Origin of the sequence: Brevundimonas sp. (genome assembly GCF_046295595.1) — a bacterium.
In the GTDB taxonomy this organism is placed as follows: domain Bacteria; phylum Pseudomonadota; class Alphaproteobacteria; order Caulobacterales; family Caulobacteraceae; genus Brevundimonas.
The window spans coordinates 122,818-148,662 of record NZ_JBKBMX010000002.1; the positions used below are offsets into that span (position 1 = coordinate 122,818).

The following is a 25,845-nucleotide window of genomic DNA, read 5'->3' on the forward strand; positions in this document are numbered from 1 at the left end:
GGTCAGTCCAGATCCACCGGCAGGATCTGGCTCGACAGCAGGGTCTCCATCGCATCCCAGCGGTCCGGCCCCTGCCGCTCGACCCAGGCCTGGACCACGTCGCGGCCGAGTCCATAGTTGATGATGTAGCTGCGGTAGGTGTCGATGAAGCGCAGCCGTTGCGTCGCCTTGGCCCGGTCGGCGAGGGTGTAAGTCATCAGCTGATCGATAGCCGCCTCGCGGTCGATACGGCCCGCCAGATAGGCATCGGCGATGGTGTATTCGGCCCGCGCCAGCCGGCGGGTCAGCGCCCCCAGCTGCGCCTTCTTCTCCGCCGCCGACGGGTCGAGGCCGGCGAGCGGAAACAGCACCTCGCGCTCGAACGTCGTCGCCTCGTCGCCCGGGAAGGCCAGGTCGATGCCGTAGTTGGCGCTGCCCTCGGCCACGAACGACATGGGGCTGAACAGCGGATAGACGCTCATCTCGACCCAGCCGCGCTCGCGCACGAAAGTCCGTTCCAGCAGGGCGTTGTAGACGTGGTGGCCGGGATAGCCCTCATGGCAGCCCAGATCGATCGCCCGTTCGGTGTAGATCGGGAAGTCGGCATTGATCTCGATCTTCGACTGGGAATTGCCCTGGTAATAATTATACCCCGACCACGGCTTGTCGCCGACGAAGGCGAGGGTGAAATTCTCGTTGGCGGGCAGGGCGATATCCACGGCGGTGCGGCGGCGGCATTCGGCGATGGCGGCGTCCATGACCACCTGCAGCCGGTCCTTCGGGATGACGTAGTGGGAGCGGAATTCGGTGACGCGGTCGGCCAGCGGGCCGGGTCCCGGCAGCAGGGCGTCGATCTCGGCCAGCACCTGGTCGTAGGACGACAGCGGCTGAAGGTCGGGGCGGACGCCGAACAGGGCCTCGGCCTCGTCGGCGAAGCCCATCGTCTCGCCGGACAGCATGCGCAGCCGCGCGGCGGCGGCCGACACATGGGCCAGCAGATACGCCTTGCGCTGGGCGACCTCTGGCCGGGCTCCCGCCGTGGTCACGGCGTTCAGCCGGTTCGTCAGCGAGGCGGCGCCCTGGATCAGCCCGGGTATCTCGCGCGGATTGGCCTTGGCCGCCGCCAGCCACTCGGGCGGGCCGTAGTAGGCGTCGACATAGCCTTCCTCGCGCTCGCCGATCTCGAGGATCAGGGCGACATAGTCCCGGGCGATCGCATCGAGGTCGTCGCCGGTGGTCCGCGGCGTGGCCGGCGCGGTGGCGCAGGCCCCGAGCAGACACAGCAGGCTGATTACAAGAGCGCGCATCGGAACCTCCATCGTTGAGCCGCCGCAGGCTAGGCGCTGGAGCGAGGCCCGCCAAGCCGGTTGCGCATTCGGGATTGAGAGCGGCGCGGTCCTGCTGTAAGGCCCTTCGTCCGGCGTTTCGCCGTCAGACGCACCCGTAGCTCAGCTGGATAGAGTACTGCCCTCCGAAGGCAGGGGTCAGAGGTTCGAATCCTCTCGGGTGCGCCATTCTCCCTTCCAGATGATCGGCCGGGCCTCTTGCCAAGCGCGCGTCGCGGCGCATCATGTCGGTGCGGATCTGGGGAGGTCGCCATGAAAATCGCCGTTTGCGCCGGACTTTTGTCACTCACGCTGGGGGGGCCGGCGGCGGCCGAAACCTGGCAACTGTACTCCCGCACCGTCAGCAATGCCTTCATGGCCGATGCGGACAGTATTGCGGTCGCGGACGGGATCACCTCAGTCCGTGTGGCCACCGTGCCCCGGGCAGGCGACGCGGGCGACCTCAGCCACTCGATCGAGGTCTACCAGTTTCGCTGTGACGCGGACCAGTGGCGCACCGCCGGCGTCACCGAGTTCGGACCGGACGGGGCCGAGATGGACCAGTATCCGGAAGTGGATGCCGCCTGGGAGCCTTTGCGGCCGGATACCATGCCCGAGCATCTGAAGGAGATCGCCTGCGACGGCGCGAGCGTCCTTCCGCCGCACTGGGCGTCGATCCAGGCCTTCGTCGACGCCGGACGTCCCTGACGGTTGTCAGGCGTCGACGGCGGCGTCGAGGGCGTTGGCCTGGATGAACTCGCGCCGCGGCTCGACCACGTCGCCCATCAGCTTGGCGAACAGGTCGGAGGCGTCCTCCTGGTGTTCGACATTGACCTGCAGCAGGGTGCGGGCGTTGGCGTCCAGGGTGGTCTCCCACAGCTGTTCCGGGTTCATCTCGCCCAGACCCTTGTAGCGCTGGATGGCGAGACCCTTCTTGCCGGCCTCCAGCACCGCCTCAAGCAGGTCCAGCGGACCGCGGATGGTCACGGCCTTGTCCTTGCGGCGATAGACGGCCGGCTTTTCGAACAGGCCCTCGAAGGCGGTCGCGCGCTCGGCCAGGCGGCGGGCGTCCAGCGAGCGGATCAGGGCCTCCTCCAGCACGATGCGCTCGGTGACGGCGCGGCGCACGCGCTCGAACACCACGGCGCCCTGGGCGCCGGGCGAGCCGGCCCAATCGCCGTCGCCTTCCTCGGCGTAGAGGTTGAGGCGGGCGGCGGCCTTCGACGGATCGGCGGCGTCTTCGTCGAATAGGCCGGCCAGCGCGGCCTGTTCGACCGCGAAGGCCGGAGCGCGCTGCGAGAGGCGATCGACGCCGGCCTTGAAGGCCTTGGCTTCGCGCACCAGCGCCTGCAGATCGAGGCCGACGCGGCGCTCGCCGTTCGGCAGGTCCAGCTCGGCCTCGGACGAGCCTTCCTCGATCAGGTAGGAGTCCATCTCCGACTGGTCCTTGAGGTAGCGGGACTGCTTGCCCTTGGAGACCTTGTAGAGCGGCGGCTGGGCTATGTAGACGTGGCCGCGTTCGATCAGTTCCGGCATCTGGCGGTAGAAGAAGGTCAGCAACAGGGTCCGGATGTGGGCGCCGTCGACATCGGCGTCGGCCATCAGGATGATCTTGTGATAGCGCAGCTTGTCGGCGTTGAAGTCGTCGCGGCCGATGCCGGTGCCGAGGGCCAGGATCAGGGTGCCGATCAGGTCCGACGACAGCATGCGGTCGAAGCGGGCGCGCTCGACATTGAGGATCTTGCCGCGCAGGGGCAGGACGGCCTGGTTCTCGCGGTTGCGCGCCTGTTTGGCCGAACCGCCGGCGCTGTCGCCCTCGACGATGAACAGTTCGGACTTGGCCGGATCGCGTTCCTGACAGTCGGCCAGCTTGCCGGGCAGGGAGCTGATTTCCATCGCCGTCTTGCGCCGGGTCAGGTCGCGGGCCTTGCGCGCGGCTTCACGCGCGGCGGCGGCCTCGATGATCTTGGCGACGACGGCCTTGGCCTCGACCGGATGTTCCTCGAACCAGGTCGACAGGCCTTCCGAGCACAGGCCCTCGACGGCGGGACGCACCTCGGACGAGACAAGCTTGTCCTTGGTCTGGGAGCTGAATTTGGGGTCCGGCACCTTGACCGACAGGACGCAGGTCAGGCCCTCGCGGGCGTCCTCGCCCGAAACCGAGACCTTCTCCTTTTTCGCGGCGCCGGCGGCGTCGATATAGCCGCCCATGACGCGGGTCAGGCTGGCGCGGAAGGCCGACAGGTGGGTGCCTCCATCCCGCTGCGGGATGTTGTTGGTGAAGCACAGCATGGTCTCGTGGTAGCTGTCGTTCCACCACAGGGCGAGATCGATCTCGATCCCTTCCTTCTTGCCGCGGATGACGATGACGTCCTTGAGGATCGGCGTCTTGGACTTGTCGAGGTGGCGCACGAAGGCCTCGACCCCGCCCTCATAGTGCAGGATTTCCTCGAAGGGCTCGGCCCCGCGATGGTCCTGCAGCTTGATGACCACGCCCGAGTTGAGGAAGGCCAGCTCGCGCAGCCGGTGCTCCAGCGTCTTCAGGTCGAAATCGATGTGGGCGAAGGTGCTGACCGAGGGGAAGAAGGTCACCTCGGTGCCCGACAGCACCTTGCCGTTGTCGCGCAGGGGGGCGTCGCCGGTGACGCGCAGGCTCTCGACCGTGTCGCCGCGCTCGAACCGCATCTCGTGGCGTTTGCCGTTGCGGTAGATGACCAGCTTGAGCCAGTCGGACAGGGCGTTGACGACGGACACGCCGACGCCGTGCAGGCCGCCGGAGACCTTGTAGGAGTTCTGGTCGAACTTACCGCCGGCGTGCAGCTGGGTCATGATGACCTCGGCGGCCGAAACGCCTTCTTCGCCGTGGATGTCGGTCGGGATGCCGCGGCCGTTGTCGGTGACGGTGACCGAGCCGTCGGCGTTCAGGATGACCTGGACGAGATCGGCGTGACCGGCGAGGGCCTCGTCGATGGCGTTGTCGACCACCTCATAGACCATGTGGTGCAGGCCCGAGCCGTCGTCGGTGTCGCCGATATACATGCCGGGCCGTTTGCGGACCGCGTCCAGGCCCTTGAGGACCTTGATGGAATCGGCGCCGTAGGCGGCTTCTTCGGCGGTGTCGACGTTGCGCCCAAGGTCGGCGGATTTCGGGGTCTGGTCGGTCATATATTCGGTCGGATCATCGCCCGGTTCGGGCCGGAAAGGGCGACGCTGCGGCCGCCCGGAATCATCGGTTACCGGACGGCGAATCTGATCCGCGCCGGAACCGACAAGATATAGGATTTTCCGGGAGAATTGCGAGCGAAACCGACGCCGTTGCGGGGTCGGCGGCGGGGGTCAGGAGACCGGGCCGCACAGGCGTTCGGCGGCGGCCCGGGAGCCGCCGCCGTAAGGGGCCTCAGGCCAGCGAGCCGTCGATGTCCTTGCAGGCCTGGATCAGGCCTTGGACCGACTCGACCGACTTCTTGAACATGGCCTTTTCGTCGTCATTGGTGGTGAATTCGATCACCTTCTCGACGCCGCCGGCGCCGATCAGGGCCGGAACGCCGACATAGAGGTCCTTGAGGCCGTATTCGCCCGACAGCCAGACGGCGCAGGGCAGGACGCGCTTCTGGTCGAGCAGGTAGGAGCGGGCCATGGCGATGGCGCTCTCGGCCGGGGCGTAGAAGGCCGAGCCGGTCTTGAGCAGGGCGACGATCTCGCCGCCGCCCTTGCGGGTGCGGTCGACGATGGCGTCCAGTTCGGCCTGCGACAGGAAGCCGGCCACAACCGCGTCGGGCAGGGGCAGGCCGCCGATGGTCGAGTGGCGCACCATCGGCACCATGTCGTCGCCGTGGCCGCCCAGGGTCCAGGCGTTGATGTCCTGGATCGACACGCCGGTCTTCTCGGCGAGGAAGTAGGCGAACCGCGCCGAGTCGAGCACGCCGGCCATGCCGACGACCTTCTCCTTGGGCAGACCCGAGAATTTCTGCAGCGCCCAGACCATGGCGTCGAGCGGGTTGGTGATGCAGATGACGAAGGCGTTGGGGGCGTGGGCCTTGATGCCCTCGCCGACGGCCTTCATGACCTTCAGGTTGATGCCGATCAGGTCGTCGCGGCTCATGCCCGGCTTGCGCGGCACGCCGGCGGTGACGATGCAGACGTCGGCGCCGGCGATGTCGGCATAGTCGTTGGCGCCTTTCAACGAGACGTCCGTGCCGATGACGGCGGTGGCTTCGGCGATGTCCAGCGCCTTGCCTTGGGGCGTGCCCTCGGCGATGTCGAACAGGATGATGTCGCCCAGCGCTTCACGCGCCGCCACGTGGGCCAGGGTGCCGCCGATCATGCCGGCGCCGATAAGGGCGATCTTCGCGCGAGCCATAGATTTCATCTCCGGGAGGAAGGTGTGCGATGCGATATCGCTGTCGGGCGGCGGTCTAGACCCGCGCGCTTTCGCCTGCAACCGTAACGCCGCGTCACCCGGAGCCGTCATGGCCAGCCTGCCCCAGATCATCGCCGCCGAGGACACGCCGCCCGGCCTGATCACCGTCGTGGACGACACGACCGTGCGCGCCGAGGTCGCGGCCTGGCGGGCGAAGGTGCTGAAGCGGCCCGGGCTGTGGGACAAGGCGACGCGCGGAACCCAGGAGCGGATCAACCGGATCATCCCGGAGCGGGTGCACGCCATCATCACCGCCGGCGTCGAGGCGATGACGAAGGGCATTCTGTTCGGCTCGGACCTGCTGAAGGCGAAGCCGCGGCCGGAGGGGTCGCTGGCGGCGCGCGAACTCAGGGCCCGGGCGGCGATCAGGGTTTATCGCAACACCGCCAGCGTCGAGGGCGGGGTGGCGGGGGCCGGCGGGTTCGTGCTGGCGGCGGCGGACTTTCCGGTCCTGATGGCGATCAAGGTGAGGATGCTGGGCGACATCGTCGCCGCCTATGGCTGGGGCGGCGGCTCGGTCCGCGAGCGGCTGTTCGTGCTGCACATCTTCCACCTCGCCTTCGCCAGCGCCAAACGCCGGCCCGAGGCGCTTGCGGAACTGGAGCGCTGGATCGCCGGGATCGATCAGCCCGAGGTGATCACGGAATACGACTGGAGGAAATTCCAGATCGAGTATCGGGATTACATCGACCTGGCCAAGATGGCCCAACTGATTCCCGTGGTCGGCGCGCCGGTCGGGGTGGTGGTCAACTGGCGGCTGGTCGACCGGCTGGGCGAGACGGCGATCATGGCGTGCCGGATGCGGTGGCTGGCGGAGAGCGCCTGAGCGCAGCCGCCACCGCGCTGCATCCGCTTTGATAAATTCATCTATGGCTGGCGACAACGTTTATCGATTTTCCTTTCCGCAAGCTTCAGCCTAGGCTCCCTCCAATCGCGCCCAGAACGCAGGAGAAGACCATGGACGGAAACGCCGGCGGACCCACGCCCCTCAATGATCCGAAGAAGGAGCCCGCGGCCCTGCGGACCCTGCTGGGACGCAACAATCGCGACTGGTGGCCCAACCATCTGACCATGGACATCCTGCACCAGCAGGGCCGGTCGGGCGATCCGATGGGCGACGGCTTCAACTATGGCGAGGCCTTCAAGAAGCTGGACTATGCGGCCGTCAAGCGCGACCTGACCGCCCTGATGACCGACAGCCAGCCGTGGTGGCCGGCGGACTATGGCCACTATGGCCCCTTCTTCATCCGCATGGCCTGGCACTCGGCCGGCACCTATCGCACCGGCGACGGACGCGGCGGGGCCAGCTCGGGCCAGCAGCGGTTCGCGCCCCTGAACAGCTGGCCGGACAACGCCAACCTCGACAAGGCGCGGCGCCTGCTGTGGCCGATCAAGCAGAAATACGGGGCCAACCTGTCCTGGGCGGATCTGATGATCCTCGCCGGCAACGTCGCCATTGAATCGATGGGCGGGCCGACCTTCGGCTTCGGCGGCGGCCGCGCCGACGTCTGGGAGCCGGAGAAGGACGTCTACTGGGGCACCGAGGAAGAGTGGCTGGGCGAGACGCGCATCGACGAGGAAGCCGGCAAGGCGCTGGAAAGCCCGCTGGCGGCGATCCAGATGGGGCTGATCTACGTCAACCCGGAAGGGCCGGGCGGCAACACCCAGGCGCTGCAGTCGGCCCGCGACATGCGCGAGACCTTCGCGCGCATGGGGATGAATGACGAGGAGACGGTGGCCCTGACCGCCGGCGGTCACACCTTCGGCAAGGCGCACGGCAACGGCGACGCGTCCAAGGTCGGCGCCGATCCGGAAGGCTCGGACATCGCCCAGCAGGGTCTGGGCTGGCAGTCGGGCCATGAGAGCGGCATCGGCGACCACACCATCACCTCGGGCCTCGAAGGCGCCTGGACGCCGACGCCGACGAAGTGGGACATGACCTTCTTCGACATGCTGCTGGACCATGAGTACGAACTGGTCCGCAGCCCGGCCGGGGCGAAACAGTGGCAGCCGGTCGGCAATCCGGACGACACGCTCGCGCCCGCCGCCCACGTGCCGGGCAAGCTCGTGCCGACGATGATGACCACGGCCGACATGGCGCTGAAGGTCGATCCGAAATACCGCGCGATCATGGAGAAATTCCGGGCCGATCCGGACTATTTCGCCGACGCCTTCGCCCGCGCCTGGTTCAAGCTGTGCCACCGCGACATGGGGCCCAAGGTCCGTTATCTCGGCCCGGAAGTGCCGGCCGAGGATCTGATCTGGCAGGACCCGATCCCGCGGCGTCAGGGGCCGGTGATCGGCGAGGCCGACGTGCGGGCGCTGAAGGACCGGATCGCGGCCTCGGGCCTGTCCGTGGCCGAGCTGGTCAAGACGGCCTGGGCCGCGGCGGTCACCTATCGCGGCTCCGACCATCGCGGCGGCGCCAATGGCGGCCGGCTGCGGCTGGAGCCGCAGCGCAGCTGGGACGTCAACGAGCCGGACCAGCTGGCGCGGGTGCTGCAGGTCTATGAAGACATCAAGGCGGCCTCCGGGACCAACGTCTCGATCGCCGATCTGATCGTGCTCGGCGGCTCGGTCGGGATCGAACAGGCGGCGAAAGCGGCCGGTCATTCGATCGAGGTTCCCTTCACCCCGGGCCGCACCGACGCCAGCGCCGAACAGACCGACGTCGAGGGCTTCGCGGTGCTGGAGCCCAAGGCCGACGGTTTCCGCAACTATCTGTCGGTGCGCTTCAATGTGCCGACCGAGGAGCTGCTGGTCGACCGGGCCCAGCTGCTGGGCCTGACGGCGCCGGAGATGACGGTGCTGGTCGGCGGCCTGCGGGTCATCGGCGCCAACCACGGCGGCTCGCCGCACGGGGTTCTGACCAAACGTCCGGGCCAGCTGACCAACGACTTCTTCGTCAACCTGCTCGACATGGGAACGGCGTGGAAGGAGGTCGACGACCGTGGCGACGAGGTCTTCGTCGGCTCCCACCGGATCAGCGGCGAGGAGCTGTGGACGGCGACGCGCACCGATCTGGTGTTCGGCTCCAACTCGCAACTGCGGGCCCTGTCCGAGGTCTACGCCTCTGCCGACGCCGGCGAAAAATTCGTTCGCGACTTCGTCGGATCGTGGACCAAGGTGATGAACGCCGACCGGTTCGACGTGACCCTCGAGGAAGAGTTCGGCACGGCCGCGGTCGACGCCTGAGACACCCCCCGGCGGCCTGCGGGCCGCCGGGGACTCTCATAGATTAGGTAGATCGCCATGGCTTTCGACATAGCGAGCGCCTATGTCGGGCGCATGCTCCCGACCCTGCGACAGCTCCAGTATCTCAAGCTCCTGGCCGAACATGCCTCGTTCAGTCGCGCGGCGGAGGCGGCGCACGTCAGCCAGCCGGCCCTGTCGGCCGGGGTGCAGGAGCTGGAGAAGATCCTCGGCGCTTCGGTGGTCGAGCGCACGCGCGGCAATGTCCAGCTGACAGCCGTCGGGGCCGAGGCCGTGCGCCGGGCCGAGGACGTGCTGGCCCGCACCGAGGATCTGGTCGAGGCGGCCCGGAACGCCGGCAAGCCGCTGTCGGGCCGGTTCCGGCTCGGCGTCATCCCGACGGTCGCGCCCTTTCTGCTGCCCGCCAAACTGCCCGGATTGAAGATCGCCTATCCGGCCCTGCGGCTGTTCATCCGCGAGGACCTGACGCCGCGTCTGGTGGCGGCGTTGAAAGCCGGCCACCTCGACGCGGCCGTGATCGCCCTGCCCTATTCCGCACAGGGCGTGGATCATGCGCGCATCGGCGACGACGAGATCCTCGCCGCCGCCCCGGTCGGCCATCCGCTCGCCGCCGGCGGGCCGATCGCCCCCGGCTCGTTGAAGGCCGAGGACCTGATCCTGCTCGAGGACGGCCATTGTCTGAGGGACCAGGCCCTGGCCGCCTTCGACATCGATCCGCCGAAGGGCGACGACGTCTTCGCCGCCACCTCCCTGCACACCCTGGTGCAGATGGTGTCCTCAGGGCTGGGGGTCAGCTTCCTGCCCGAAATGGCGGTCCGGGCCGGGCTGGCGGACATGCCCGGCGTGGTCGTGCGCCATATCTCGGCCAAGGCTCCGCGGCGCGAGATCGTCGTGGCTTGGCGGACCGGCTCCAGCCGCGCCGCCGAGGCCAGGCTGCTGGCCGAGGCCTTGAAGATCGACTGAGCGGCCGTATTACAACTCCGTAAGGTGCGCCGGATTTTCGCCCTGATAGGGTTCCTTGCCCGTGCGCGACGGGCCTCCGGAGCCGCACCATGAAAACCCGCCTGTTCGCCGCCGTCTCGATCTCCGCCCTGCTGCTGGGCGTCGCCGCATCGGCGCAGGCCTTCGATGCGCCGCTCCACGCGCCCGTCGGCGCCGCGCAGGACGGGCCGGGGTCCATCGTCGTGCCGCCGCTCGGCTTCCGCGAGCGAGTCCTGCCGAACGGGCTGAAGGTCTATACGGCGCGCGACGCGGCCACTTCGAACGTGACGGTGCAGGTCTGGTACAAGGTCGGCGCCAAGGACGACCCCGAGGGACGCTCCGGCTTCGCCCACATGTTCGAACATCTGATGTTCAAGGCGACGCGGAACCTGCCGCAGGAGACCTTCGACCGCCTGACCGAGGACGTGGGCGGCTCGAACAACGCCTCCACCGGCCTGGACGTGACCAACTATTTCGAGACCGTGCCGGCGCAGCATCTGGAGCGGATGCTGTTCGCCGAGGCCGACCGGATGGGGTCGCTGGTCGTTGACGAGGCCACGTTCGAGAGCGAGCGCGACGTGGTCAAGGAGGAGTTCCGCCTGCGGGTGCTGTCGACCCCCTACGGCCGGTTCCAGCGCCTGCATTCCCAGGCCTTCATCTTCCAGGACAGCCCCTACCGCCGCCCCGGCATCGGTTCGATCGCCGACCTCGACGCCGCGACCATCGACGACGTGCTGCGCTTCCACGAGACCTTCTACCGGCCCGACAACGCCTATCTGATCGTGGCCGGCAATTTCGATCAGGCCCAGCTGGACCGCTGGATCGACCAGTATTTCGGCGTCATCGAAAATCCGGGCCGGCCGCTGCCCGAGAACAATGTCCCCGAGACCTTCGGTCCGGCGCGGGAAGCCACCTTCTACGGCCCCAATGTGCCGCTGCCGATGGTGCAGATCACCTGGCCGACCGTTCCCTATGACCATGCCGACCGCGCCGCGCTCGACGTGCTGGACGGCATCCTGTCGACGGGCGAGAGCTCGCGCCTGTACCAGTCCCTGGTCTATCGCCAGCAGATCGCCACCACGGCCAGCTCGTCCAACAGCCAGCAGCAGCAGGTCGGGGTGTTGAACACCTACGCCATCATGAGCGAGGGCAAGACCGCGGACGAGGGCCTGGCGTCGCTGCGCGCCGAGGTCGCCCGCCTGCGCGACGAACCGGTCACCGCGGCGGAACTGGCCGAGGCCAAGACCGAGCTGACGGCCCAGGCCCTGCGCGGGCTGGAGACCATCGACGGCCGCGCCTTCTCGCTCGGCTACGCCCTGATCATGACCGGCGACCCGGCCACGGCCGACCGCGACATCCCCAACATCCAGGCGGTCACCGTCGAGGACGTGCAGCGGGTGGCGCGGCAGTATCTGACCGACGATCGGGCCATCGCCATGCGCTATCTGCAGGCGACCGACGAGAACCCCGCCTCGCCGGTGCAGGAGGTGTTCACGGCGCCGGTGACCCTGGCCGATCTGGCCCCGGCGGGCGAGCGGGTCACCCTGCTGCCCGAGGGCCAGCGCACGCCGCTGCCGGAGCCCGGAACCGCCGTCGATCCGGCGACGCCGCAGGTGGCCGAGCGCCGCCTCGCCAACGGTCTGCGGGTGCTGGTCGCGCCCAAGCCCGGCCTGCCGCTGGTCTCGGCCCGGCTCAATTTCGAGGCCGGCACGGCGGATGACGCGGCGGGCGGCAAGGCCGGCGTCGCCGGCTTCACCGCCTCCCTGCTGACCCAGGGCACGCAGAGCCGGACGGCGCCCGAGATCGCCACCGAGATCGAGCGTCTCGGGGCCAATATCGGCGCCAGCGCCGGCGTCGACTTCACCACCGTCTTCGCCTCCTCGCCGTCGAACGTCTTTCCGCAGACCATGGCCCTGCTGGCCGATGTGGTGCGCAACCCGGCCTTCACCGCCGAGGATCTGGAGCGCGAGCAGACCCAGACGCTGAACGGCCTGAGGGTGCAGCTGTCGCAGCCCGGTCCCGTCGCGGGTCTGGCCGCGGCCCGCGCCGTGTTTGGCGACGCGCCGTATGGGGTTCCGGGGTCGGGCACGCCGACCTCGATACCGTCGATCGCGCGTGAGGACCTCGTCGCCTTCCACGGCGGCATGTACCAGCCGGCCAGGGCGACGCTGGTGTTCTCGGGCGACATCACCCCGGACGCCGCCCAGGCCCTGGCCGAGGAAGCCTTCGGCGACTGGCAGGCGGGACCGGCCACGACGCCGGTTGCGGACCCGGCCGGCCCGGCCGTGGCCCCGCGGGTCATCGTCATCGACCAGCCGGGCGCGGGACAGGCGGCGGTCTATGCGGCCATGCGCGGCATCGCCCGGACCGACGAGGACTATTTCCCGGTGCTGGTCGCCAACGGCCTGATGGGCGGCGGTTTCTCGGCGCGGCTGAGCCAGGAGATCCGCATCAAGCGTGGTCTGAGCTATGGCGCCTATTCCAGCCTCAGCACGCGTGAGGACGAGGGCCTGCTCTCGGCTTCGGCGCAGACGCGCAACGACGCCGTGCCTGAGGTGGCGGACCTGATCCTGGCCGAGATCGCCCGGCTGTCGGCGACCGAGGCGACCGCGGCCGAACTGGCGCCGCGCAAGGCGACCCTGATCGGCGGCTTCGGCCGCTCGCTGGAGACGGTCGACGGCCTGGGCGGGCTGGTCGCCAATCTGGCGCTGTACGGCCTGCCGCTGTCGGAGCTGGCGACCTATGGGGACGACGTCAATGGCGTGACCCCGGCGCAGATCCAGGCGGCGGCGGCCGAGCACCTGTCGCCGGCTGACGCCAGCCTCGTCATCGTCGGCGACGCCTCGGTCTTCCTCGAGGGACTGCGGGCCAAATATCCGGACCTCGAGGTCGTCCCGCTGAGCGAGCTGAACATCGACTCGGCAGCGCTGCGGTAGGTCAGGTCGAGAGGCAGACGACCTGGGCGACGCGCAGGTCGCGGCGCAGGTCGTCGGCGACGAGGCCGTAGTTGTCGATGGTGACGGTGCGGCCGGTCAGCGGCTCGTCGGCCTTCTGCAGGCCGCGGACGGCGGGGCCGAAGGTATCGGGCGCGGTGGTGTAGAGGCGGCCGCGGCGCGGGCTCTCGGCGATGGTCACGCCGACCGCGCGGCCTTGCCGGTCCAGCGCCGGGGCGCCGGACAGGCCCGACAGGGTGCCGCCCAGCCGGTCGGTGCGGCCGACCTCGGCCCAGGCCAGCACCGGCTCGTCGCGCTGGCCCCGGCCGCGCACGCGCAGGGTCTCGCGGCCGAGCAGGCGCGAGGTGACCTCGCCGGCGCGGCCTTGCGGATAACCGGGATGGAAGGCGCGCTGGCCCTTGCGCAGGGAGTCCTCCGTCGCGACCGGCAGGGCGGCGGGAGCGCCGGCGGTCTGCAGCACGGCGATGTCGGCGCGGGGGGCGAGGCGGACGTCGGCGGCGACGGCGCGACCGCCGCCGACCATGATGGCCGGACGCCGGCAGCCCTCGACCACGTGGCGTGCGGTCACCCAGCGGCCCTCGCTGGCGATCGAGAAGGCGGTGCCGGAGGCGGGCTGGAAGGGGATGTCCGGGGCGTTGACGGTGACGGCGGGATCGAACGGGGTGACCGGGCCGAGCAGGGCGCCCTCCAGCTCGTCGGGGGCTGGCGGGGCGGGCGGGGCGTCGGCGTTCTCGCGCTGGCCCAGCGACAGGCCGATCAGGGCGGAGAGGACGAGGGTGTAGATCACCCAGTCGGGCGGACGGGCCATGGCCTCAGCCGGTCAGGGCGGCGGCGAGGATCACGGCGGTGGCCAGCTTGGCGCCGACCAGCAGGACGGCGGCCGAGACCTCGCCCTCGTGGATGCGCTGCGGCAGGCCGGTCAGGAACAGGTCGACGATGCGGAAGACCAGCAGCTGCAACACCACCGTGGCCACGCCCCAGATCAGGATGTCGCGCACCGAGGTGGAGACGCTGAGGCTGACCGCCAGCGGGATGGCGAGGCCGATCAGAACGCCGGAAAAGGCCACCGAGGCGGCGGCGTTGCCGTCGCGGATCAGGGCGATCTCTTTCCACGGGGTCAGCAGGGCGTAGATCACCGCGCCGATCGCCAGCAGGGCCAGGGTGACGCACAGGTGGGCGACGGTCGTGGGGAAGCCGGTGGCGAAGGCCTGGGCCTCGGGGCTTTCGAGCACGGTGGCGAGAGACGAGGAGTCCATGGGTGTCCGGGCGGCTGTCACGGCCGAGGCTGTGCCCCATTCCCGCCCCAATCCGCAAGCGCGGCGGGGACACAGTTGGTCAAGATTAGTGTCGGTGTGTGTCGGGGAGGGAGTGGTTAGTGGTCAGTGATTAGTGGCTGGCCACTGCCGGTGAGACGGCCCGGTCCGCGCCGCCCTTCCGCCGCCAGTGAAGCGGCGAACCCCTAATCACTAACCACGAGTCACTCGGCTTACGCCGCCTGCGCCGCCTTGCGCAGCGTCGACGCCCGCACCTTTTCGCTCTCGGACTTGAGCTGGCCGCAGGCGGCGAGGATGTCGCGGCCGCGCGGGGTGCGGATCGGACTGGCGTAGCCGGCCTTGTTGAGGATCGCCGCGAAGCGCTCAATCGTCTTCCAGTCCGAGCATTCGTAGTCGGTGCCCGGCCACGGATTGAACGGGATCAGGTTCACCTTGGCGGGGATGCCCTCGATCAGCTTGAGCAGGGCGCGGGCCTCTTCGGGGCTGTCGTTGACGCCTTTCAGCATCACGTATTCGAAGGTCACCCGGCGGGCGTTGGACAGGCCCGGATAGGCGCGGATGCCGGCCATCAGCTGTTCGAGATCGTATTTCTTGTTCAGCGGCACCAGCACGTCGCGCAGGGCGTCGTTGGTGGCGTGCAGGCTGATCGCCAGCATGGCCTGGGTGCGGGTTCCCAGTTCATCGAGCTGTGGCACGACGCCGGAGGTCGAGACGGTGATGCGGCGGCGCGACAGGGCGATGCCCTCGTTGTCGCTGATGATGTCGATCGCGTCGGCGACGTGGTCGAGATTATACAGCGGCTCGCCCATGCCCATGAAGACGATGTTGGACAGGCGGCGGTCCTCTTTCGGGGACGGCCATTCCTCGAGGTCGTCGCGGGCGACCTGGACCTGGGCGACGATCTCGGCGGCGGTCAGGTTGCGGACCAGCTTCTGGGTGCCGGTGTGGCAGAAGGTGCAGTTCAGGGTGCAGCCGACCTGGGACGAGACGCACAGGGCGCCGGCGCGGCCGACGTCGGGGATGTAGACGGTCTCGATCTCGATGCCCGGGGCGGTGCGGATCAGCCATTTGCGGGTGCCGTCCTTCGACACCTGACGCTCGACGATCTCGGGCCGGGCGAGGGTGAACGCTTCGGCCAGCTTCGCCTGGGTATCCTTGGCGATGTTGCTCATCGCGGCGAAGTCGGTGACGCCGTAGTGGTGGATCCAGCCCCAGACCTGACTGGCGCGCATCTTCGCCTTTTCCGGCGGGCAGACGTCGGCGTCGATCAGGGCCTGACGCAGGCCTGCGCGCGTCAGACCGGAGAGGTTGACGGGGGCCGCCGGCCTGTCGGCGGCGGGCGTGCGCGAAAGATCGAGCGTCAGGCTCAAGGGGACGTCCTTGGGTGGCGGGAGGCGCGGCTTATACCACAGATCGGGAAGGATTTAAGGCGGGGGCGCGCCGGGGGTTTTACCCGGGTAAAAACGAGGAACACCGTCCAGATAGTCCAGATAGTGCAGATCGTCCGGTTCGCCGGAGCGCCACCTAAGCGGCGGCGCGGGGCGTTGATTGTCAAAGACCGGGGCGAGCCTACCACCGCCGCGCCCTGTGGCGGGTTCAGGACGCTGGGGCGGGGGTGGTGGTGAGGAAAAACAGCGGGTTGGCGGGTGAGATTGTGATGGCTGGCGGCGGATTTGCGGCGCGGTGAACACGTTCCTTCTCCCCTCCGGGGGAGAAGGTGGGCGGCGAAGCCGTCCGGATGAGGGGGATGTTTGCGGCGAACTGGCTGACACCCGGTCCGGAGCCGGCTCACCCCTCATCCGCCCCTCCGGGGCACCTTCTCCCCCAAGGGGAGAAGGGAGCGCCCGACTCAGTCCTCCCCGTCCTCGACTTCGTCGATCCGGTCGTCGTCCAGGCCGAAATGGTGGCCGATTTCGTGGATCAGGACGTGGGCGATGATCTCGGACAGGCCGACGTCGCCGCGCTCGCACCATTCGTCGAGGATCGGGCGGCGGTAGAGGAAGATGCGCGAGGCCTCGGGGGCGGGGCCGAGACCCTCGCGGCGGCCGACATCGACGCCGTGATACAGGCCGGTCAGTTCGAACGGGTCCTCCATGCCGAAGCCGGCCAGGATCTCCTCATCGGCGAAGTCGTCGATGCGGATGACGACGTCGCCGGCCAGCGAGCGGAACGGCTCGGGCAGGGCGTCGAAGGCCTCGCGGGCCAGACGGGCGAAGTCCTCGAGGGAGGGGGCGGGTTGGGTGGTCCACTTCATGGGGGCTAGGGTCTAGGGGCTAGGGGCTATGTTGAGAAGTCCGCGACGGATGCACCTGGTCCCTAGTCCCTAGTCCCTAGCCCCTCATGCGGTATGGTTACCGAATCAGGGCGGGAGCTGAACGATCACGATGGCGGAAGCCGACATCGCCTATGTCGCGACCGCGGGCGCCGCGGGGCTGGCGCTGGCGCTCAGCGCCTGGGCGGCGCGGCTGCGCGGCCGGCTGGCGGCGCGGACGCACGTCGCGGAAGCCGACCTGTCGGTCGCGCGCGCCGCTCTCGCCGACCGCGACGGGGCGCTGGCGGCGTTCGAGGACGCCCGGCTGGCGCTGACTCCCGGAGGCCACACCCGCCGGCTCGGCTCGCCCGCGGCGTGGAGCGCCATCACGCGCGAACTGGGCGGTCGCGAGGACGACGGCGCCGATCCGGCGCTGGTGGTGCTGGACGCGATCCGGGCGGCGGCCGGGCCGCGACTGGACGGGCTGATCGATCAGGGCGAGGCCTTCGACGCGGTGCTGGACGGCGTCGGCGGGGCCTGGGCCGTCGAGGGCCGGTCCTCGGCCGGGGCGGCGTGGCTGCGGCTGTCGCGGCTGGGGCTGGTCGGCACGGCGGCCGAGAGCGGCCTGGGCCTGCTGGCCGACGCCTATCCCGCCCCAACGTGGATCACCGACGCGGCCGGGCGGCTGGCCTGGGCCAACAAGGCGTGGCTGGCCGAGATGAAGGCCGAGAACATCGACGCGGCCCGCGAGAAGGGGCTGACCTTCGACCGCGGGGCCGACGCCATCGTCGCCGAGGCCGGACGGCTGCACCAGCGCCAAGAGGGGTTCCGCTGGACCACCGGCGGCGGACGGCGGCGGGCGTGGCGGATCGTCGCCGAGCCGGCCCCTGGCGGGGCCGGGGCGGTGCTGGCCTTCGCCCTCGACATGACCGAGGCCGAAGAGACGCGCGACACCCTGCGCCGTCACGTCGAGGCGCATGACGAGACGCTGAACCACCTCGCCGACGCGGTGGCCATCTTCGGGCCGTCCAAGCGGCTGGCCTTCCACAACACCGCGTTCCAGACCCTGTTCAACATCGACCCGGCGTGGCTGGACGAGCGGCCGACCCATGCCGAGCTGCTGGACCGGCTGCGCCAGCGCCGGCTGCTGCCCGAGGTCATCGACTACGCCGGCTGGAAATCCAACGAGCTGGACTTCTACGGCGCCGCCGAGGCCGCGCCGGACGACAGCTGGTCCCTGCCGGACGGGCGGACGCTGCGGGTGGTGCGCCAGCCGCACCCGCTGGGCGGGGTGCTGCTGCTGTTCTCGGACATCACCGACGAGCTGAAGCTGCGCAGCCGGTTCAACGCGCAGATCCAGGTGCAGAAGGCGACGCTGGACAAGCTGAACGACGCCGTCGCCGTGTTCGGCTCGGACGGGCGCATCCGGCTGCACAACGAGGCGTTCGACACCTTCTGGGGCGTCGGCGGCGAGGCGCTGGACGCGGCCGGGGATTTCGACGCCGTGGCCGCCCTGTGCCACCGGACCATGCCCGATCCGGCCCTGTGGCTGGGCCTGAAGGCGCGGGTGGCCGATCCCGATCCGGAAAGCCGGGTGCCGATCGCCGGCGAGGGGCGGACCACCGACGGGCGGATCGCCTCGTGGCAGACCCGGCCGCTGCCCGACGGCGCCACCCTGGTGGCGTTTTCCGACATCACCGCCCGGCGCGGGCTGGAGCAGGCCCTCGCCGCCAAGGCCCAGGCGCTGGAAGAGTCGACGGCGCTGAAGCGCGAATTCGTCGGCAGCGTCTCCTATGAGCTGCGCACGCCGCTGACCACCATCGTCGGCTATTCCGAACTGCTGGAGACCCAGGCCGACCTGCCCGAGCGCAGCCGCCAGCACGCCGGGGCCATCCGCATCGCCGCCCGCCAGCTGGCCGGATCGATCGACGACGTGCTGGACATGGCCCAGATCGACGCCGGCGAGATGGAGCTGACGCTCGGCGACGTGCGGGTGTCCGACTTGCTGGACGAGGCGGCGGGCAGGGTGCGCGAGCGGATCGAGGGGCGCGGCGCGAGCCTGACGGTCCGCTGCCCGCCGGGACTGAGGCCGATCCGCGCCGACGCGCAGAGGGTCGGCCAGGCACTGGAGTATCTGCTCGACAACGCCGCGCGGGCGGTGTCGGAGGGCGGGGCGGTGACCCTGATCGCCGAGGCGGCGCCGGCCGAGGTGCGCATCCGCGTCGAGGACACCGGGCGCGGCATTCCCTACCATCTGCAGGCCCATGTCTTCGACCGCTTCGTCAAGCGCGAGCGCGGCGGGCCGGGCGTCGGCCTCGCCCTGGTCAAGGCCCTGGTCGAGCTGCACGGCGGCTGGGCCGAGGTCGAGAGCGAGCCGGGCAAGGGCGCGGCCTTCATCCTGCACCTGCCGCTGGAGGCGGCGGGGGTGGCGGTTCCGCCGGAGCTGCGGCTGGGGTGAGGGGCTAGTCGCGGGCGCCCCGGGCGACCAGGAACTCCGCGACGTCACGGTGACGATTGCGACGCGCCTGGCTGAGCGGCGACCGCAGTTCGGAGCCGCCCGACGGCAGCTCGACCCGGACCGCGAGATTGACGTCCGCGCCGCTGGCCACGAGCTTGCGCACCATCTCGAGGTGACCCTCGCGCGCGGCGTTGATCAGGGGCGTCTCATCGTCCTTGACCACGGCGTTCACGTCGGCGCCCTCGGCGATCAGGAATTCAGCGACCTCCAGCTGGCCATGCGACGCGGCGGCGATGAGCGGATTGGCGTCGCCGGCGACGGACCGGTTGACGTCCGCGCCCTCGTTCACCAGCAGCCGGGTCATCGCCAGATCGCCCAGCCGCGCGGCGACGATCAACGCCGTGCCATCGCCCGCACGGGCGTGGTTGACGTCCGCGCCCCGATCCAGAAAGACGCGCGCCGCGCCGGTGTCGGCGTTGCGCGCCGCATCGACGAGCCAGGATCCGGACGCTGTCTGGGCCGACGCCTGCAGCGCCGCGCCGCCCACCACGGCCACCACGGCCAGGGACAGGACCAGCCTGTCGCGGCCGGTGAAAATCTGGAAGTTCGACATGCCCGCTCCTTGATCAGGTTTCGATCATGGCAGAAGCGGGCGGGTTTCTGACCTTAAGGTTTCGTCATCCGGACGTCGGGGAGCGCTTTGACACCCTCGTCACCACCCACTAGCCACTGGACACCGCTCCATCATCGTCGCCGGACCCCCAATGGCCAAGCCCCTCAAGACCGCGCTGATCTACGATTTCGACGGCACCCTGGCGCGGGGCAATATGCAGGAGGTCACCTTCATTCCGTCGGTCGGAATGGAGAAGGGCGCCTTCTGGGAGGAGGCCGAACGGCTGACCCGCGACGCCGATGGCGACGGCATCCTGATGTATATGCAGCTGATGCTGAACCACGCGCGGGCCAACAAGGCGCCGATCACCCGCGCCCTGCTCCGCGATCATGGCCAGGACGTGAAGCTGTTCGACGGGCTGAGGTCGGACCTGACCGGCGAGGGATGGTTCGACCGGATCAACGCCGTGGGGGCGAAATACGGGCTGGAGATCGAGCACTACATCATCTCGGCCGGGCTGGAGGAGATGATCGACGGCTGCCCGATCCGGCCGGAGTTCCGCCACGTGTTCGCGTCGAAATTCGTCTATGACGACCAGGGCGTGGCGATCTGGCCGGCGGTCGGCGTCAACTACACGACCAAGACCCAGTATCTGTTCAGGATCAACAAGGGCGTGCTCAATCACTGGGAGCACGAGAAGATCAACCGCTTCATGGCCGACGACGACCGGCCGGTGCCGTTCGAGCGGATGATCTTCCTCGGCGACGGCGACACCGACGTGCCGACGATGAAGATGATGCACACCAAGGGCGGCTTCTCGATCGCCGTCTATGATCCGCGCAATTCCGAGCGCGACCAGCAGAAGATCTATGGGCTGATCTCGGAGGACCGGGTCAATTTCGTCGCCGCCGCCGACTATCGCGCGGGGTCGGCGCTGGACCTGATCGTCAAGGGGCTGATCGGGCGGATCGCCATCACCTCGGGGACGATGCCGGACGGCGTCTAGCGGCCGCCGGCGCGGATCAGGGCCTCGCGCGCCGTCGTCAGGCGCGACGGGACGAGACCGCGCAGGGAGGCGCCGGGGCCGAGACGTTTGACCCCGGCCTCCTGACCCTTGCGCCAGGCCACCTGGGCCTCGACCGCGGTGGCCTGGGCGACGTCGACGATGATCACCCGCTCGGGCAGGGCGAGATTGCGGTCCAGCCGCAGACGGGCGCCGGCGTTTGACAGGTCGAGGATCAGACAGCCCAGCTCCAGCCCGGGCGCGACGACGACGCCGCGCGCATTGGCGGGCGAGCGGGGCTCCAGTCTGCGGTCTTCCGGCCGGTTCATGGTTCGACCGCTAGCAGCCTGGGGTTTCGATCCGGTTTCATCGTCGCACCGGCGCGGCCCACGCCTGCACTCAGTGCTGGGATTCGGGCAGGCGGACGATCAGGCCGTCGAGGTCGTCGCTGACGCGGATCTGGCACGACAGGCGGCTGTTCGGCTGGACCTTCTCGGCGAAGTCGAGCATCGACTCCTCCATGGCCGAGGCGCGACCGGTCTCGGCGGCGAAGGCCTCGTCGACATAGACGTGGCAGGTGGCGCAGGCGCAGGCCCCGCCGCAGTCGGCGTCGATGCCGGGGACGTTGTTACGGATCGCCCCCTCCATGACGGAGAGGCCGTTCTTGACCTCGACGACATGCTCGCGGCCGTCGTGCTCGATGTAGGTCACCCTGGCCAAGTCAGGCGGCCTCGGTCTTCTTGCGGCTGGGCGAGACCATCAGCTTCTTGGTCTCGGCGATGGCCTTGGCCGGGTTCAGACCCTTGGGGCAGACCTGGGCGCAGTTCATGATGGTGTGGCAGCGGTAGAGTTTGAACGGGTCCTCGAGGTCGTCGAGCCGCTTGTCGGTGGCGTCGTCGCGGCTGTCGGCGATCCAGCGGTAGGACTGCAGCAGGGCGGCGGGGCCGAGGTATTCGGTCTGGTTCCACCAGTAGCTGGGGCAGGAGGTCGAGCAGCAGGCGCACAGGATGCACTCGTACAGGCCGTCCAGCTTGGCCCGGTCTTCCGGCAGCTGGATGCGCTCCTGCTCCGGGTCCGGCTCGTCGGACTGGAGGTAGGGCTGGATCGAGTCGTACTGGGCGTAGAAGAGGGTCAGGTCGGTGACCAGGTCCTTGACCACGGCCTGGTGCGGCAACGGGGCGATGGAGATGGTCGAGGAGGTGCACTCCTCCCAGCCCTTGGTGCAGGCCAGGGCGTTGCGGCCGTCGATGTTCATCGAGCAGGAGCCGCAGATGCCCTCGCGGCACGAACGGCGGAACGACAGGGTCGGGTCGATCTCGTTCTTGATGTGGATCAGGGCGTCCAGCAGCATCGGGCCGTGGTCGTCGGCCGAGACCTCGAAAGTGTCCCAGCGCGGATCGGCGTCGACCTCGGGGTCGTAACGATAGACCTTGTAGGTCTTGACGTTCTTCGCGCCGGCGGGGGCCTTGTGGACCTTGCCGGTGGAGGGCTTCGAGCCCTTGGGGAGGGTGAGCTGGACCATCTCTAGTAAACCCGCGTCTTCGGCTCGATGTACTGGATGTCGTCGGACATCGTGTAGTTATGCACCGGGCGGTAGTCGATCCTGACCGGCTCGGTCGGGACCTTCCACGACAGGGTGTGCTTCATCCACTCGGCGTCGTTGCGGTCCGGATAGTCCTCGCGGGCGTGGGCGCCGCGGCTCTCGGTGCGGTTCAGGGCGCTCTCGATGGTGACCAGGGCCTGGTCGATCAGGTTATCGTATTCGAGCGTCTCGACCAGGTCGGTGTTCCAGATCAGACCGCGATCGGTGGTCTTGATGTCGGCCCCGCCGGCGTGGATGGCGCGCAGCTTGGCGACCCCTTCCTCCAGCGTCTTGCCGGTGCGGAAGACGGCGGCGTCGGACTGCATGGCGCGCTGCATCTCGATGCGCAGCTTGGCCGTCGGGGTCGAGCCGTTCGCATGGCGGAAGCGGTCGAGGCGGGCGAGGTGGCCGTCGGTGGCCGAGGCGGGGGCGTCGGGCACGGCCGAGGCCTTGTCGACGACTTCGCCGCAGCGCAGGCCGGCGGCGCGGCCGAAGACGACCAGGTCGGTCAGGCTGTTGGAGCCGAGGCGGTTGGCCCCGTGCACCGAGACGCAGGCCGCCTCGCCCACGGCCATCAGACCGGGCACCACGCTGTCGGCGTTGTCGCCGACCTTGGTCAGGACCTCGCCGTGATAGTTCGTCGGGATGCCGCCCATGTTGTAGTGGACCGTCGGCAGGACCGGGATCGGCTGTTTGGTGACATCGACGCCAGCGAAGATCTTGGCGCTTTCGGAGATGCCCGGCAGGCGTTCGTGCAGGATGGCCGGGTCGAGGTGGTCGAGGTGCAGGTGGATGTGGTCCTTGTTCGGACCGACGCCGCGGCCTTCGCGGATCTCGATGGTCATGGAGCGGCTGACCATGTCGCGCGGGGCGAGGTCCTTCACGGTCGGGGCGTAGCGCTCCATGAAGCGCTCGCCTTCGGAGTTGGTCAGATAGCCGCCCTCGCCGCGCGCGCCCTCGGTGATCAGGCAGCCGGCGCCGTAGATGCCGGTCGGGTGGAACTGGACGAACTCCATGTCCTGCAGCGGCAGGCCGGCGCGCAGCACCATGGCATTGCCGTCGCCGGTGCAGGTGTGGGCGCTGGTGGCCGAGAAATAGGCGCGGCCGTAACCGCCGGTGGCCAGGATCACCATCTTGGCGCGGAAGCGGTGCATCACACCGTCGTCGAGCTTGAGCGCCGTCACGCCGGTGCAGGCGCCGTCCTGCATGATCAGGTCTAGGGCGAAATACTCGATGAAGAACTCGACCTCGCGGCGCACCGACTGGCCGTACAGGGTGTGCAGGATGGCGTGGCCGGTGCGGTCGGCGGCGGCGCAGGTGCGCTGCACCGGGCCCTCGCCGAAGTTCCGCGTCATGCCGCCGAAGGCGCGCTGGTAGATCTTGCCTTCCTCGGTGCGGGAGAAGGGCACGCCCCAGTGCTCGAGCTCATAGACGGCTTTGGGCGCGTTGCGGACGAGGTATTCGATGGCGTCCTGATCGCCCAGCCAGTCCGACCCCTTGACGGTGTCGTACATGTGCCACTGCCAGCTGTCCTCGCCCATGTTGCCCAGCGAGGCCGAGATGCCGCCCTGGGCGGCGACGGTATGGGAGCGGGTCGGGAAGACCTTGGTGACGCAGGCGACCTTCAGCCCCTGCTGGGCGGCGCCGAGGGCGGCGCGAAGACCGGAGCCGCCGGCCCCGACGACGACGACGTCATAGGCATGGTCGACGAATTCATAAGCAGCAGCCACGCGATCAGGCTCCGAAACCGGCCGGCAGGGGGGCGGAGCCCAGCGCCAGTCGCACGATGAAGAAGACGCCCGCCGCGGCCAGCACCAGGCACAGCAGGCCGATGCCGCCGACCAGGGTGTTCCGCGAAACCGGACGGTGGATGTAGTCATCGATGATGACCTTGGCGCCCATGTTCATGTGCCACAGGCTGATCAGCAGGGTCAGGGCCAGAAGCACGGCGTTGACCGGCGAGCGGAACCACTCGAGCGCGCCGTCATAGCCGGCGCCCGACAGGGTCCAGCCGCTCCACAGACCCCAGAGGGTCAGCGGGATGAGGATCAGGGAGGAGATCCGCTCCTGCAGCCATTCGCCGGCGCCGTGGCGCTCGGAGACCTTGACTCCGTTACGGTAGGTTTTGGTCCGCAGGCTCAAAGCACGACCCTCCCGGTCAGGAACAGCGCGCCCCAGAAGACGGCGACGATGAGGACGGCGGCGACCATGCTGACGACGGTCAGATTGGTGGCGGTCTTCGGCGTCAGGCCCTCGCCGGCGTCCCAGGTCATGTGCCGGATGCCCGAGGTCAGGTGGTAGGCCCCGGCGAGGCTGAGGCCGAACCAGACCAGCAGGCCGACCGGCGAGCCCATGACCGCGGTGAAACCGGCGTAGGCGTCGGGGCCGAAGGCGGCCGCCGCCAGCCAGCCGACCACGAACAGGGCGCCGAACGACAGGGCGCCGGCGGCGACCCGGTTCAGGATCGAACCCAGCATGGTCAGATGGAAGCGCCAGACCTGCAGGTGCGGCGACAGGGGGCGGACGCGGCCGTTGGGCTGGAGCACGAAACGGCCGGACTGATCGTCGGCCGGATCGTTCGAAGCGTCGCCCGGCAGGGGGGAGATCGACATATGCGAATGGTTCTCAGAAACCTGAGCGAAATCAGCCGCTCGAAATCGGTGATCAGGCTTTAGTCCAGCGGCGCGGCGGGGGTCAACGCACACGGCCCGCCTGCGGCGATCCGATCACGAATTCGCGGGTTTCGGGCATCCGCTTTGCCAGATCGGGCCGATGACGGCACAGTGGGGCCATGTCGGGGATCCTGATCGCCGTGCTGGCCGGTTGGCTGACGCCGCAGGCCGCGCCCCATCCTTCGACGCTGACGCCCTATGTGGCGCCGGTGATCCGGCCGTTCGAGCCGGGGTCGGACTTCGGTCGCGAGCGCGCCGAAGGGGATGTCGCCAACGTCGCGCACCGTCGACCGTTGACCGCGCCGGTCACGGTCGAGGCCTATGCCGGCTCCTATGAGGTGACGCCGACCGACATCGAGATCGCCTATGAGCAGGGCGTCGCCTCGGCCGAGATCCGCGCCGACCAGATGGCCGGGCCGCTCGACGGGGCCTGGCGCGTCGTCGATGCGACGGGCGCGACCCTGTACGATCTGGTGCTGATGGATGCCGGTTTCGGACCGGTCGAGGGCGGCTGGCGCGACCCGGGCAGCACGGGCGTGCCCCGGTCGGGCGCGGCCCTGTCGGATGGACGCAGTCTGACGCTGGAGGGCGGGGGCGTGATCACGCTGGAGCGGACCGGCGGCGGCTGGAGCGGCCGGCTGACGCTGGACGGCGAGACCCGGCCGGTGACCCTCACTCGGCCTGACTGAGCCGGATCCGCGACGCCATCGCCTGCAGGGCCGCGGCGCCCCAGGGCGCGGCGCGGGGCCGGCCCCAGACCGGATAGGGCCACAGGCCGTCGTCGTGGCGGCGGCCGACGACATGGACGTGCAGCTGGGCGGTGACATTGCCGAGGGCGGCGACGTTGAGCTTCTGCACCGGCCGCTGGGCCGCCTCGCCCAGCATCCGCACGACTTCGCCGGCGCGGACGATCTCGTCCATCAGCGCCGCCCGATCGGGCGCGGCCAAGTCCTCCAGTTCGTGCAGCCCGTCGCGTCGCGGGATCAGGATCAACCACGGGAAGCGGGCGTCGTCCTGCAGCCGCACCTGGCACAGCGGCCAGTCGTCGACGACGATGGAGCCGGGGTCGAAGGCGGGGTCGGCTTTGAATGGCGGCGTCATGTCCTTCGGTCGCGCGACA

The 25,845-nt window shown here is 69.3% G+C and carries 23 protein-coding genes and 1 tRNA gene; 9 read left to right on the top strand and 15 right to left on the bottom strand.

Features of this window, described 5'->3' with window-relative positions; genetic code table 11:
• Positions 1-2: 2 nt before the first annotated feature.
• The gene (locus ACK4JY_RS01820; protein ID WP_409602490.1) at positions 3-1,286 is read right to left on the bottom strand and encodes a hypothetical protein; all 1,284 of its coding nucleotides are present in this window, start codon (positions 1,284-1,286) and stop codon (positions 3-5) included.
• A 130-nt stretch (positions 1,287-1,416) separates the two neighbouring features.
• Here ACK4JY_RS01820 and ACK4JY_RS01825 point away from each other — a divergent pair.
• Both ACK4JY_RS01825 and ACK4JY_RS01830 read left to right on the top strand, forming a co-directional pair.
• Positions 1,417-1,493 (top strand) — tRNA-Arg (locus tag ACK4JY_RS01825).
• 84 nt (positions 1,494-1,577) lie between these two features.
• The gene (locus ACK4JY_RS01830) at positions 1,578-2,012 is read left to right on the top strand and encodes a surface-adhesin E family protein (RefSeq protein WP_409602491.1); all 435 of its coding nucleotides are present in this window, start codon (positions 1,578-1,580) and stop codon (positions 2,010-2,012) included.
• 6 nt (positions 2,013-2,018) lie between these two features.
• Here ACK4JY_RS01830 and gyrB read toward each other — a convergent pair whose 3' ends face one another.
• Together gyrB and mdh are read right to left on the bottom strand one after the other, a co-directional pair.
• A complete protein-coding gene (gyrB, locus tag ACK4JY_RS01835; protein WP_409602492.1) occupies positions 2,019-4,469 on the bottom strand; it encodes a DNA topoisomerase (ATP-hydrolyzing) subunit B in 2,451 nt (816 codons plus the stop codon).
• Between the two features lie 232 nt (positions 4,470-4,701).
• A complete protein-coding gene (mdh, locus tag ACK4JY_RS01840) occupies positions 4,702-5,664 on the bottom strand; it encodes a malate dehydrogenase (protein WP_409602493.1) in 963 nt (320 codons plus the stop codon).
• A gap of 109 nt (positions 5,665-5,773) precedes the next feature.
• Between mdh and ACK4JY_RS01845 the strand changes: the two genes are divergently transcribed.
• The 4 genes from ACK4JY_RS01845 (at position 5,774) to ACK4JY_RS01860 (ending at position 12,854) form a co-directional block, all read left to right on the top strand.
• Positions 5,774-6,550 carry an EcsC family protein gene (locus tag ACK4JY_RS01845; RefSeq protein WP_409602494.1) on the top strand — a complete coding sequence of 259 codons (777 nt, stop codon included), beginning with the start codon at positions 5,774-5,776 and terminating at the stop codon, positions 6,548-6,550.
• Between the two features lie 131 nt (positions 6,551-6,681).
• The gene (katG, locus tag ACK4JY_RS01850) at positions 6,682-8,919 is read left to right on the top strand and encodes a catalase/peroxidase HPI (RefSeq protein WP_409602495.1); all 2,238 of its coding nucleotides are present in this window, start codon (positions 6,682-6,684) and stop codon (positions 8,917-8,919) included.
• 93 nt (positions 8,920-9,012) lie between these two features.
• Positions 9,013-9,900: a hydrogen peroxide-inducible genes activator gene (locus ACK4JY_RS01855; RefSeq protein WP_409602614.1), complete on the top strand. Its 888-nt coding sequence runs from the start codon at positions 9,013-9,015 to the stop codon at positions 9,898-9,900.
• An 89-nt stretch (positions 9,901-9,989) separates the two neighbouring features.
• Entirely contained in the window at positions 9,990-12,854 is a 2,865-nt protein-coding gene (locus ACK4JY_RS01860) for a M16 family metallopeptidase (RefSeq protein WP_409602496.1), read from the top strand.
• Position 12,855: 1 nt separating this feature from the next.
• Here ACK4JY_RS01860 and ACK4JY_RS01865 read toward each other — a convergent pair whose 3' ends face one another.
• The 4 genes from ACK4JY_RS01865 to ACK4JY_RS01880 all read right to left on the bottom strand — a co-directional run bounded on the left by ACK4JY_RS01865 (position 12,856) and on the right by ACK4JY_RS01880 (position 16,400).
• Entirely contained in the window at positions 12,856-13,680 is an 825-nt protein-coding gene (locus ACK4JY_RS01865; protein WP_409602497.1) for a serine protease, read from the bottom strand.
• 4 nt (positions 13,681-13,684) lie between these two features.
• On the bottom strand, positions 13,685-14,128 hold the full coding sequence (locus tag ACK4JY_RS01870) for a DUF350 domain-containing protein (RefSeq protein WP_409602498.1): 444 nt from the start codon (positions 14,126-14,128) through the stop codon (positions 13,685-13,687).
• Positions 14,129-14,358: 230 nt separating this feature from the next.
• Positions 14,359-15,516: a 23S rRNA (adenine(2503)-C(2))-methyltransferase RlmN gene (gene rlmN / locus ACK4JY_RS01875; RefSeq protein WP_409602499.1), complete on the bottom strand. Its 1,158-nt coding sequence runs from the start codon at positions 15,514-15,516 to the stop codon at positions 14,359-14,361.
• Positions 15,517-15,995: 479 nt separating this feature from the next.
• Complete coding sequence (locus ACK4JY_RS01880) at positions 15,996-16,400, bottom strand: metallopeptidase family protein (RefSeq protein ID WP_409602500.1); 405 nt, start codon at positions 16,398-16,400, stop codon at positions 15,996-15,998.
• A 130-nt stretch (positions 16,401-16,530) separates the two neighbouring features.
• Between ACK4JY_RS01880 and ACK4JY_RS01885 the strand changes: the two genes are divergently transcribed.
• Positions 16,531-18,855: an ATP-binding protein gene (locus ACK4JY_RS01885; protein WP_409602501.1), complete on the top strand. Its 2,325-nt coding sequence runs from the start codon at positions 16,531-16,533 to the stop codon at positions 18,853-18,855.
• Positions 18,856-18,859: 4 nt separating this feature from the next.
• Here ACK4JY_RS01885 and ACK4JY_RS01890 read toward each other — a convergent pair whose 3' ends face one another.
• The gene (locus tag ACK4JY_RS01890; protein ID WP_409602502.1) at positions 18,860-19,468 is read right to left on the bottom strand and encodes an ankyrin repeat domain-containing protein; all 609 of its coding nucleotides are present in this window, start codon (positions 19,466-19,468) and stop codon (positions 18,860-18,862) included.
• A gap of 151 nt (positions 19,469-19,619) precedes the next feature.
• On the opposite strand from ACK4JY_RS01890, the gene ACK4JY_RS01895 reads away from it, so the two are divergent.
• Positions 19,620-20,474, top strand: coding sequence for an HAD family hydrolase (locus tag ACK4JY_RS01895; protein WP_409602503.1), 855 nt, complete (start codon positions 19,620-19,622; stop codon positions 20,472-20,474).
• Here the strand turns inward: ACK4JY_RS01895 and ACK4JY_RS01900 are convergent.
• The 6 genes from ACK4JY_RS01900 to sdhC form a co-directional block, all read right to left on the bottom strand.
• Positions 20,471-20,800, bottom strand: a complete 330-nt coding sequence (locus ACK4JY_RS01900; RefSeq protein ID WP_409602504.1) for a PilZ domain-containing protein — start codon at positions 20,798-20,800, stop codon at positions 20,471-20,473. The genes ACK4JY_RS01895 and ACK4JY_RS01900 overlap by 4 nt on opposite strands.
• 70 nt (positions 20,801-20,870) lie before the next feature.
• The gene (locus ACK4JY_RS01905; RefSeq protein ID WP_409602505.1) at positions 20,871-21,191 is read right to left on the bottom strand and encodes a 2Fe-2S iron-sulfur cluster-binding protein; all 321 of its coding nucleotides are present in this window, start codon (positions 21,189-21,191) and stop codon (positions 20,871-20,873) included.
• A 1-nt stretch (position 21,192) separates the two neighbouring features.
• Positions 21,193-21,993, bottom strand: a complete 801-nt coding sequence (locus ACK4JY_RS01910) for a succinate dehydrogenase iron-sulfur subunit (RefSeq protein WP_409602506.1) — start codon at positions 21,991-21,993, stop codon at positions 21,193-21,195.
• A gap of 2 nt (positions 21,994-21,995) precedes the next feature.
• Positions 21,996-23,783, bottom strand: a complete 1,788-nt coding sequence (gene sdhA, locus ACK4JY_RS01915; protein ID WP_409602507.1) for a succinate dehydrogenase flavoprotein subunit — start codon at positions 23,781-23,783, stop codon at positions 21,996-21,998.
• A 4-nt stretch (positions 23,784-23,787) separates the two neighbouring features.
• Positions 23,788-24,195 carry a succinate dehydrogenase, hydrophobic membrane anchor protein gene (gene sdhD / locus ACK4JY_RS01920; protein WP_409602508.1) on the bottom strand — a complete coding sequence of 136 codons (408 nt, stop codon included), beginning with the start codon at positions 24,193-24,195 and terminating at the stop codon, positions 23,788-23,790.
• Entirely contained in the window at positions 24,192-24,665 is a 474-nt protein-coding gene (gene sdhC / locus ACK4JY_RS01925; protein ID WP_409602509.1) for a succinate dehydrogenase, cytochrome b556 subunit, read from the bottom strand. The genes sdhD and sdhC overlap by 4 nt, the downstream gene beginning before the upstream one ends.
• A 179-nt stretch (positions 24,666-24,844) precedes the next feature.
• Here sdhC and ACK4JY_RS01930 point away from each other — a divergent pair, with 179 nt between their 5' ends.
• On the top strand, positions 24,845-25,414 hold the full coding sequence (locus ACK4JY_RS01930; protein ID WP_409602510.1) for a hypothetical protein: 570 nt from the start codon (positions 24,845-24,847) through the stop codon (positions 25,412-25,414).
• Here the strand turns inward: ACK4JY_RS01930 and ACK4JY_RS01935 are convergent.
• Positions 25,398-25,826, bottom strand: coding sequence for an HIT domain-containing protein (locus ACK4JY_RS01935; RefSeq protein WP_409602511.1), 429 nt, complete (start codon positions 25,824-25,826; stop codon positions 25,398-25,400). The two genes, ACK4JY_RS01930 and ACK4JY_RS01935, sit on opposite strands and share 17 nt — an antisense overlap.
• Between the last annotated feature and the right edge of the window lie 19 nt (positions 25,827-25,845).

Excerpts from the sequence above, each read along its gene's own strand:
- ACK4JY_RS01820 (WP_409602490.1), bottom strand. The coding sequence starts at position 1,286 with ATGCGCGCTCTTGTAATCAGCCTGCTGTGTCTGCTCGGGGCCTGCGCC.
- ACK4JY_RS01830 (WP_409602491.1), top strand. The coding sequence starts at position 1,578 with ATGAAAATCGCCGTTTGCGCCGGACTTTTGTCACTCACGCTGGGGGGG.
- gyrB (WP_409602492.1), bottom strand. The coding sequence starts at position 4,469 with ATGACCGACCAGACCCCGAAATCCGCCGACCTTGGGCGCAACGTCGAC.
- mdh (WP_409602493.1), bottom strand. The coding sequence starts at position 5,664 with ATGGCTCGCGCGAAGATCGCCCTTATCGGCGCCGGCATGATCGGCGGC.
- ACK4JY_RS01845 (WP_409602494.1), top strand. The coding sequence starts at position 5,774 with ATGGCCAGCCTGCCCCAGATCATCGCCGCCGAGGACACGCCGCCCGGC.
- katG (WP_409602495.1), top strand. The coding sequence starts at position 6,682 with ATGGACGGAAACGCCGGCGGACCCACGCCCCTCAATGATCCGAAGAAG.
- ACK4JY_RS01855 (WP_409602614.1), top strand. The coding sequence starts at position 9,013 with ATGCTCCCGACCCTGCGACAGCTCCAGTATCTCAAGCTCCTGGCCGAA.
- ACK4JY_RS01860 (WP_409602496.1), top strand. The coding sequence starts at position 9,990 with ATGAAAACCCGCCTGTTCGCCGCCGTCTCGATCTCCGCCCTGCTGCTG.
- ACK4JY_RS01865 (WP_409602497.1), bottom strand. The coding sequence starts at position 13,680 with ATGGCCCGTCCGCCCGACTGGGTGATCTACACCCTCGTCCTCTCCGCC.
- ACK4JY_RS01870 (WP_409602498.1), bottom strand. The coding sequence starts at position 14,128 with ATGGACTCCTCGTCTCTCGCCACCGTGCTCGAAAGCCCCGAGGCCCAG.
- ACK4JY_RS01880 (WP_409602500.1), bottom strand. The coding sequence starts at position 16,400 with ATGAAGTGGACCACCCAACCCGCCCCCTCCCTCGAGGACTTCGCCCGT.
- ACK4JY_RS01885 (WP_409602501.1), top strand. The coding sequence starts at position 16,531 with ATGGCGGAAGCCGACATCGCCTATGTCGCGACCGCGGGCGCCGCGGGG.
- ACK4JY_RS01890 (WP_409602502.1), bottom strand. The coding sequence starts at position 19,468 with ATGTCGAACTTCCAGATTTTCACCGGCCGCGACAGGCTGGTCCTGTCC.
- ACK4JY_RS01895 (WP_409602503.1), top strand. The coding sequence starts at position 19,620 with ATGGCCAAGCCCCTCAAGACCGCGCTGATCTACGATTTCGACGGCACC.
- ACK4JY_RS01900 (WP_409602504.1), bottom strand. The coding sequence starts at position 20,800 with ATGAACCGGCCGGAAGACCGCAGACTGGAGCCCCGCTCGCCCGCCAAT.
- ACK4JY_RS01910 (WP_409602506.1), bottom strand. The coding sequence starts at position 21,993 with ATGGTCCAGCTCACCCTCCCCAAGGGCTCGAAGCCCTCCACCGGCAAG.
- sdhC (WP_409602509.1), bottom strand. The coding sequence starts at position 24,665 with ATGTCGATCTCCCCCCTGCCGGGCGACGCTTCGAACGATCCGGCCGAC.
- ACK4JY_RS01930 (WP_409602510.1), top strand. The coding sequence starts at position 24,845 with ATGTCGGGGATCCTGATCGCCGTGCTGGCCGGTTGGCTGACGCCGCAG.
- ACK4JY_RS01935 (WP_409602511.1), bottom strand. The coding sequence starts at position 25,826 with ATGACGCCGCCATTCAAAGCCGACCCCGCCTTCGACCCCGGCTCCATC.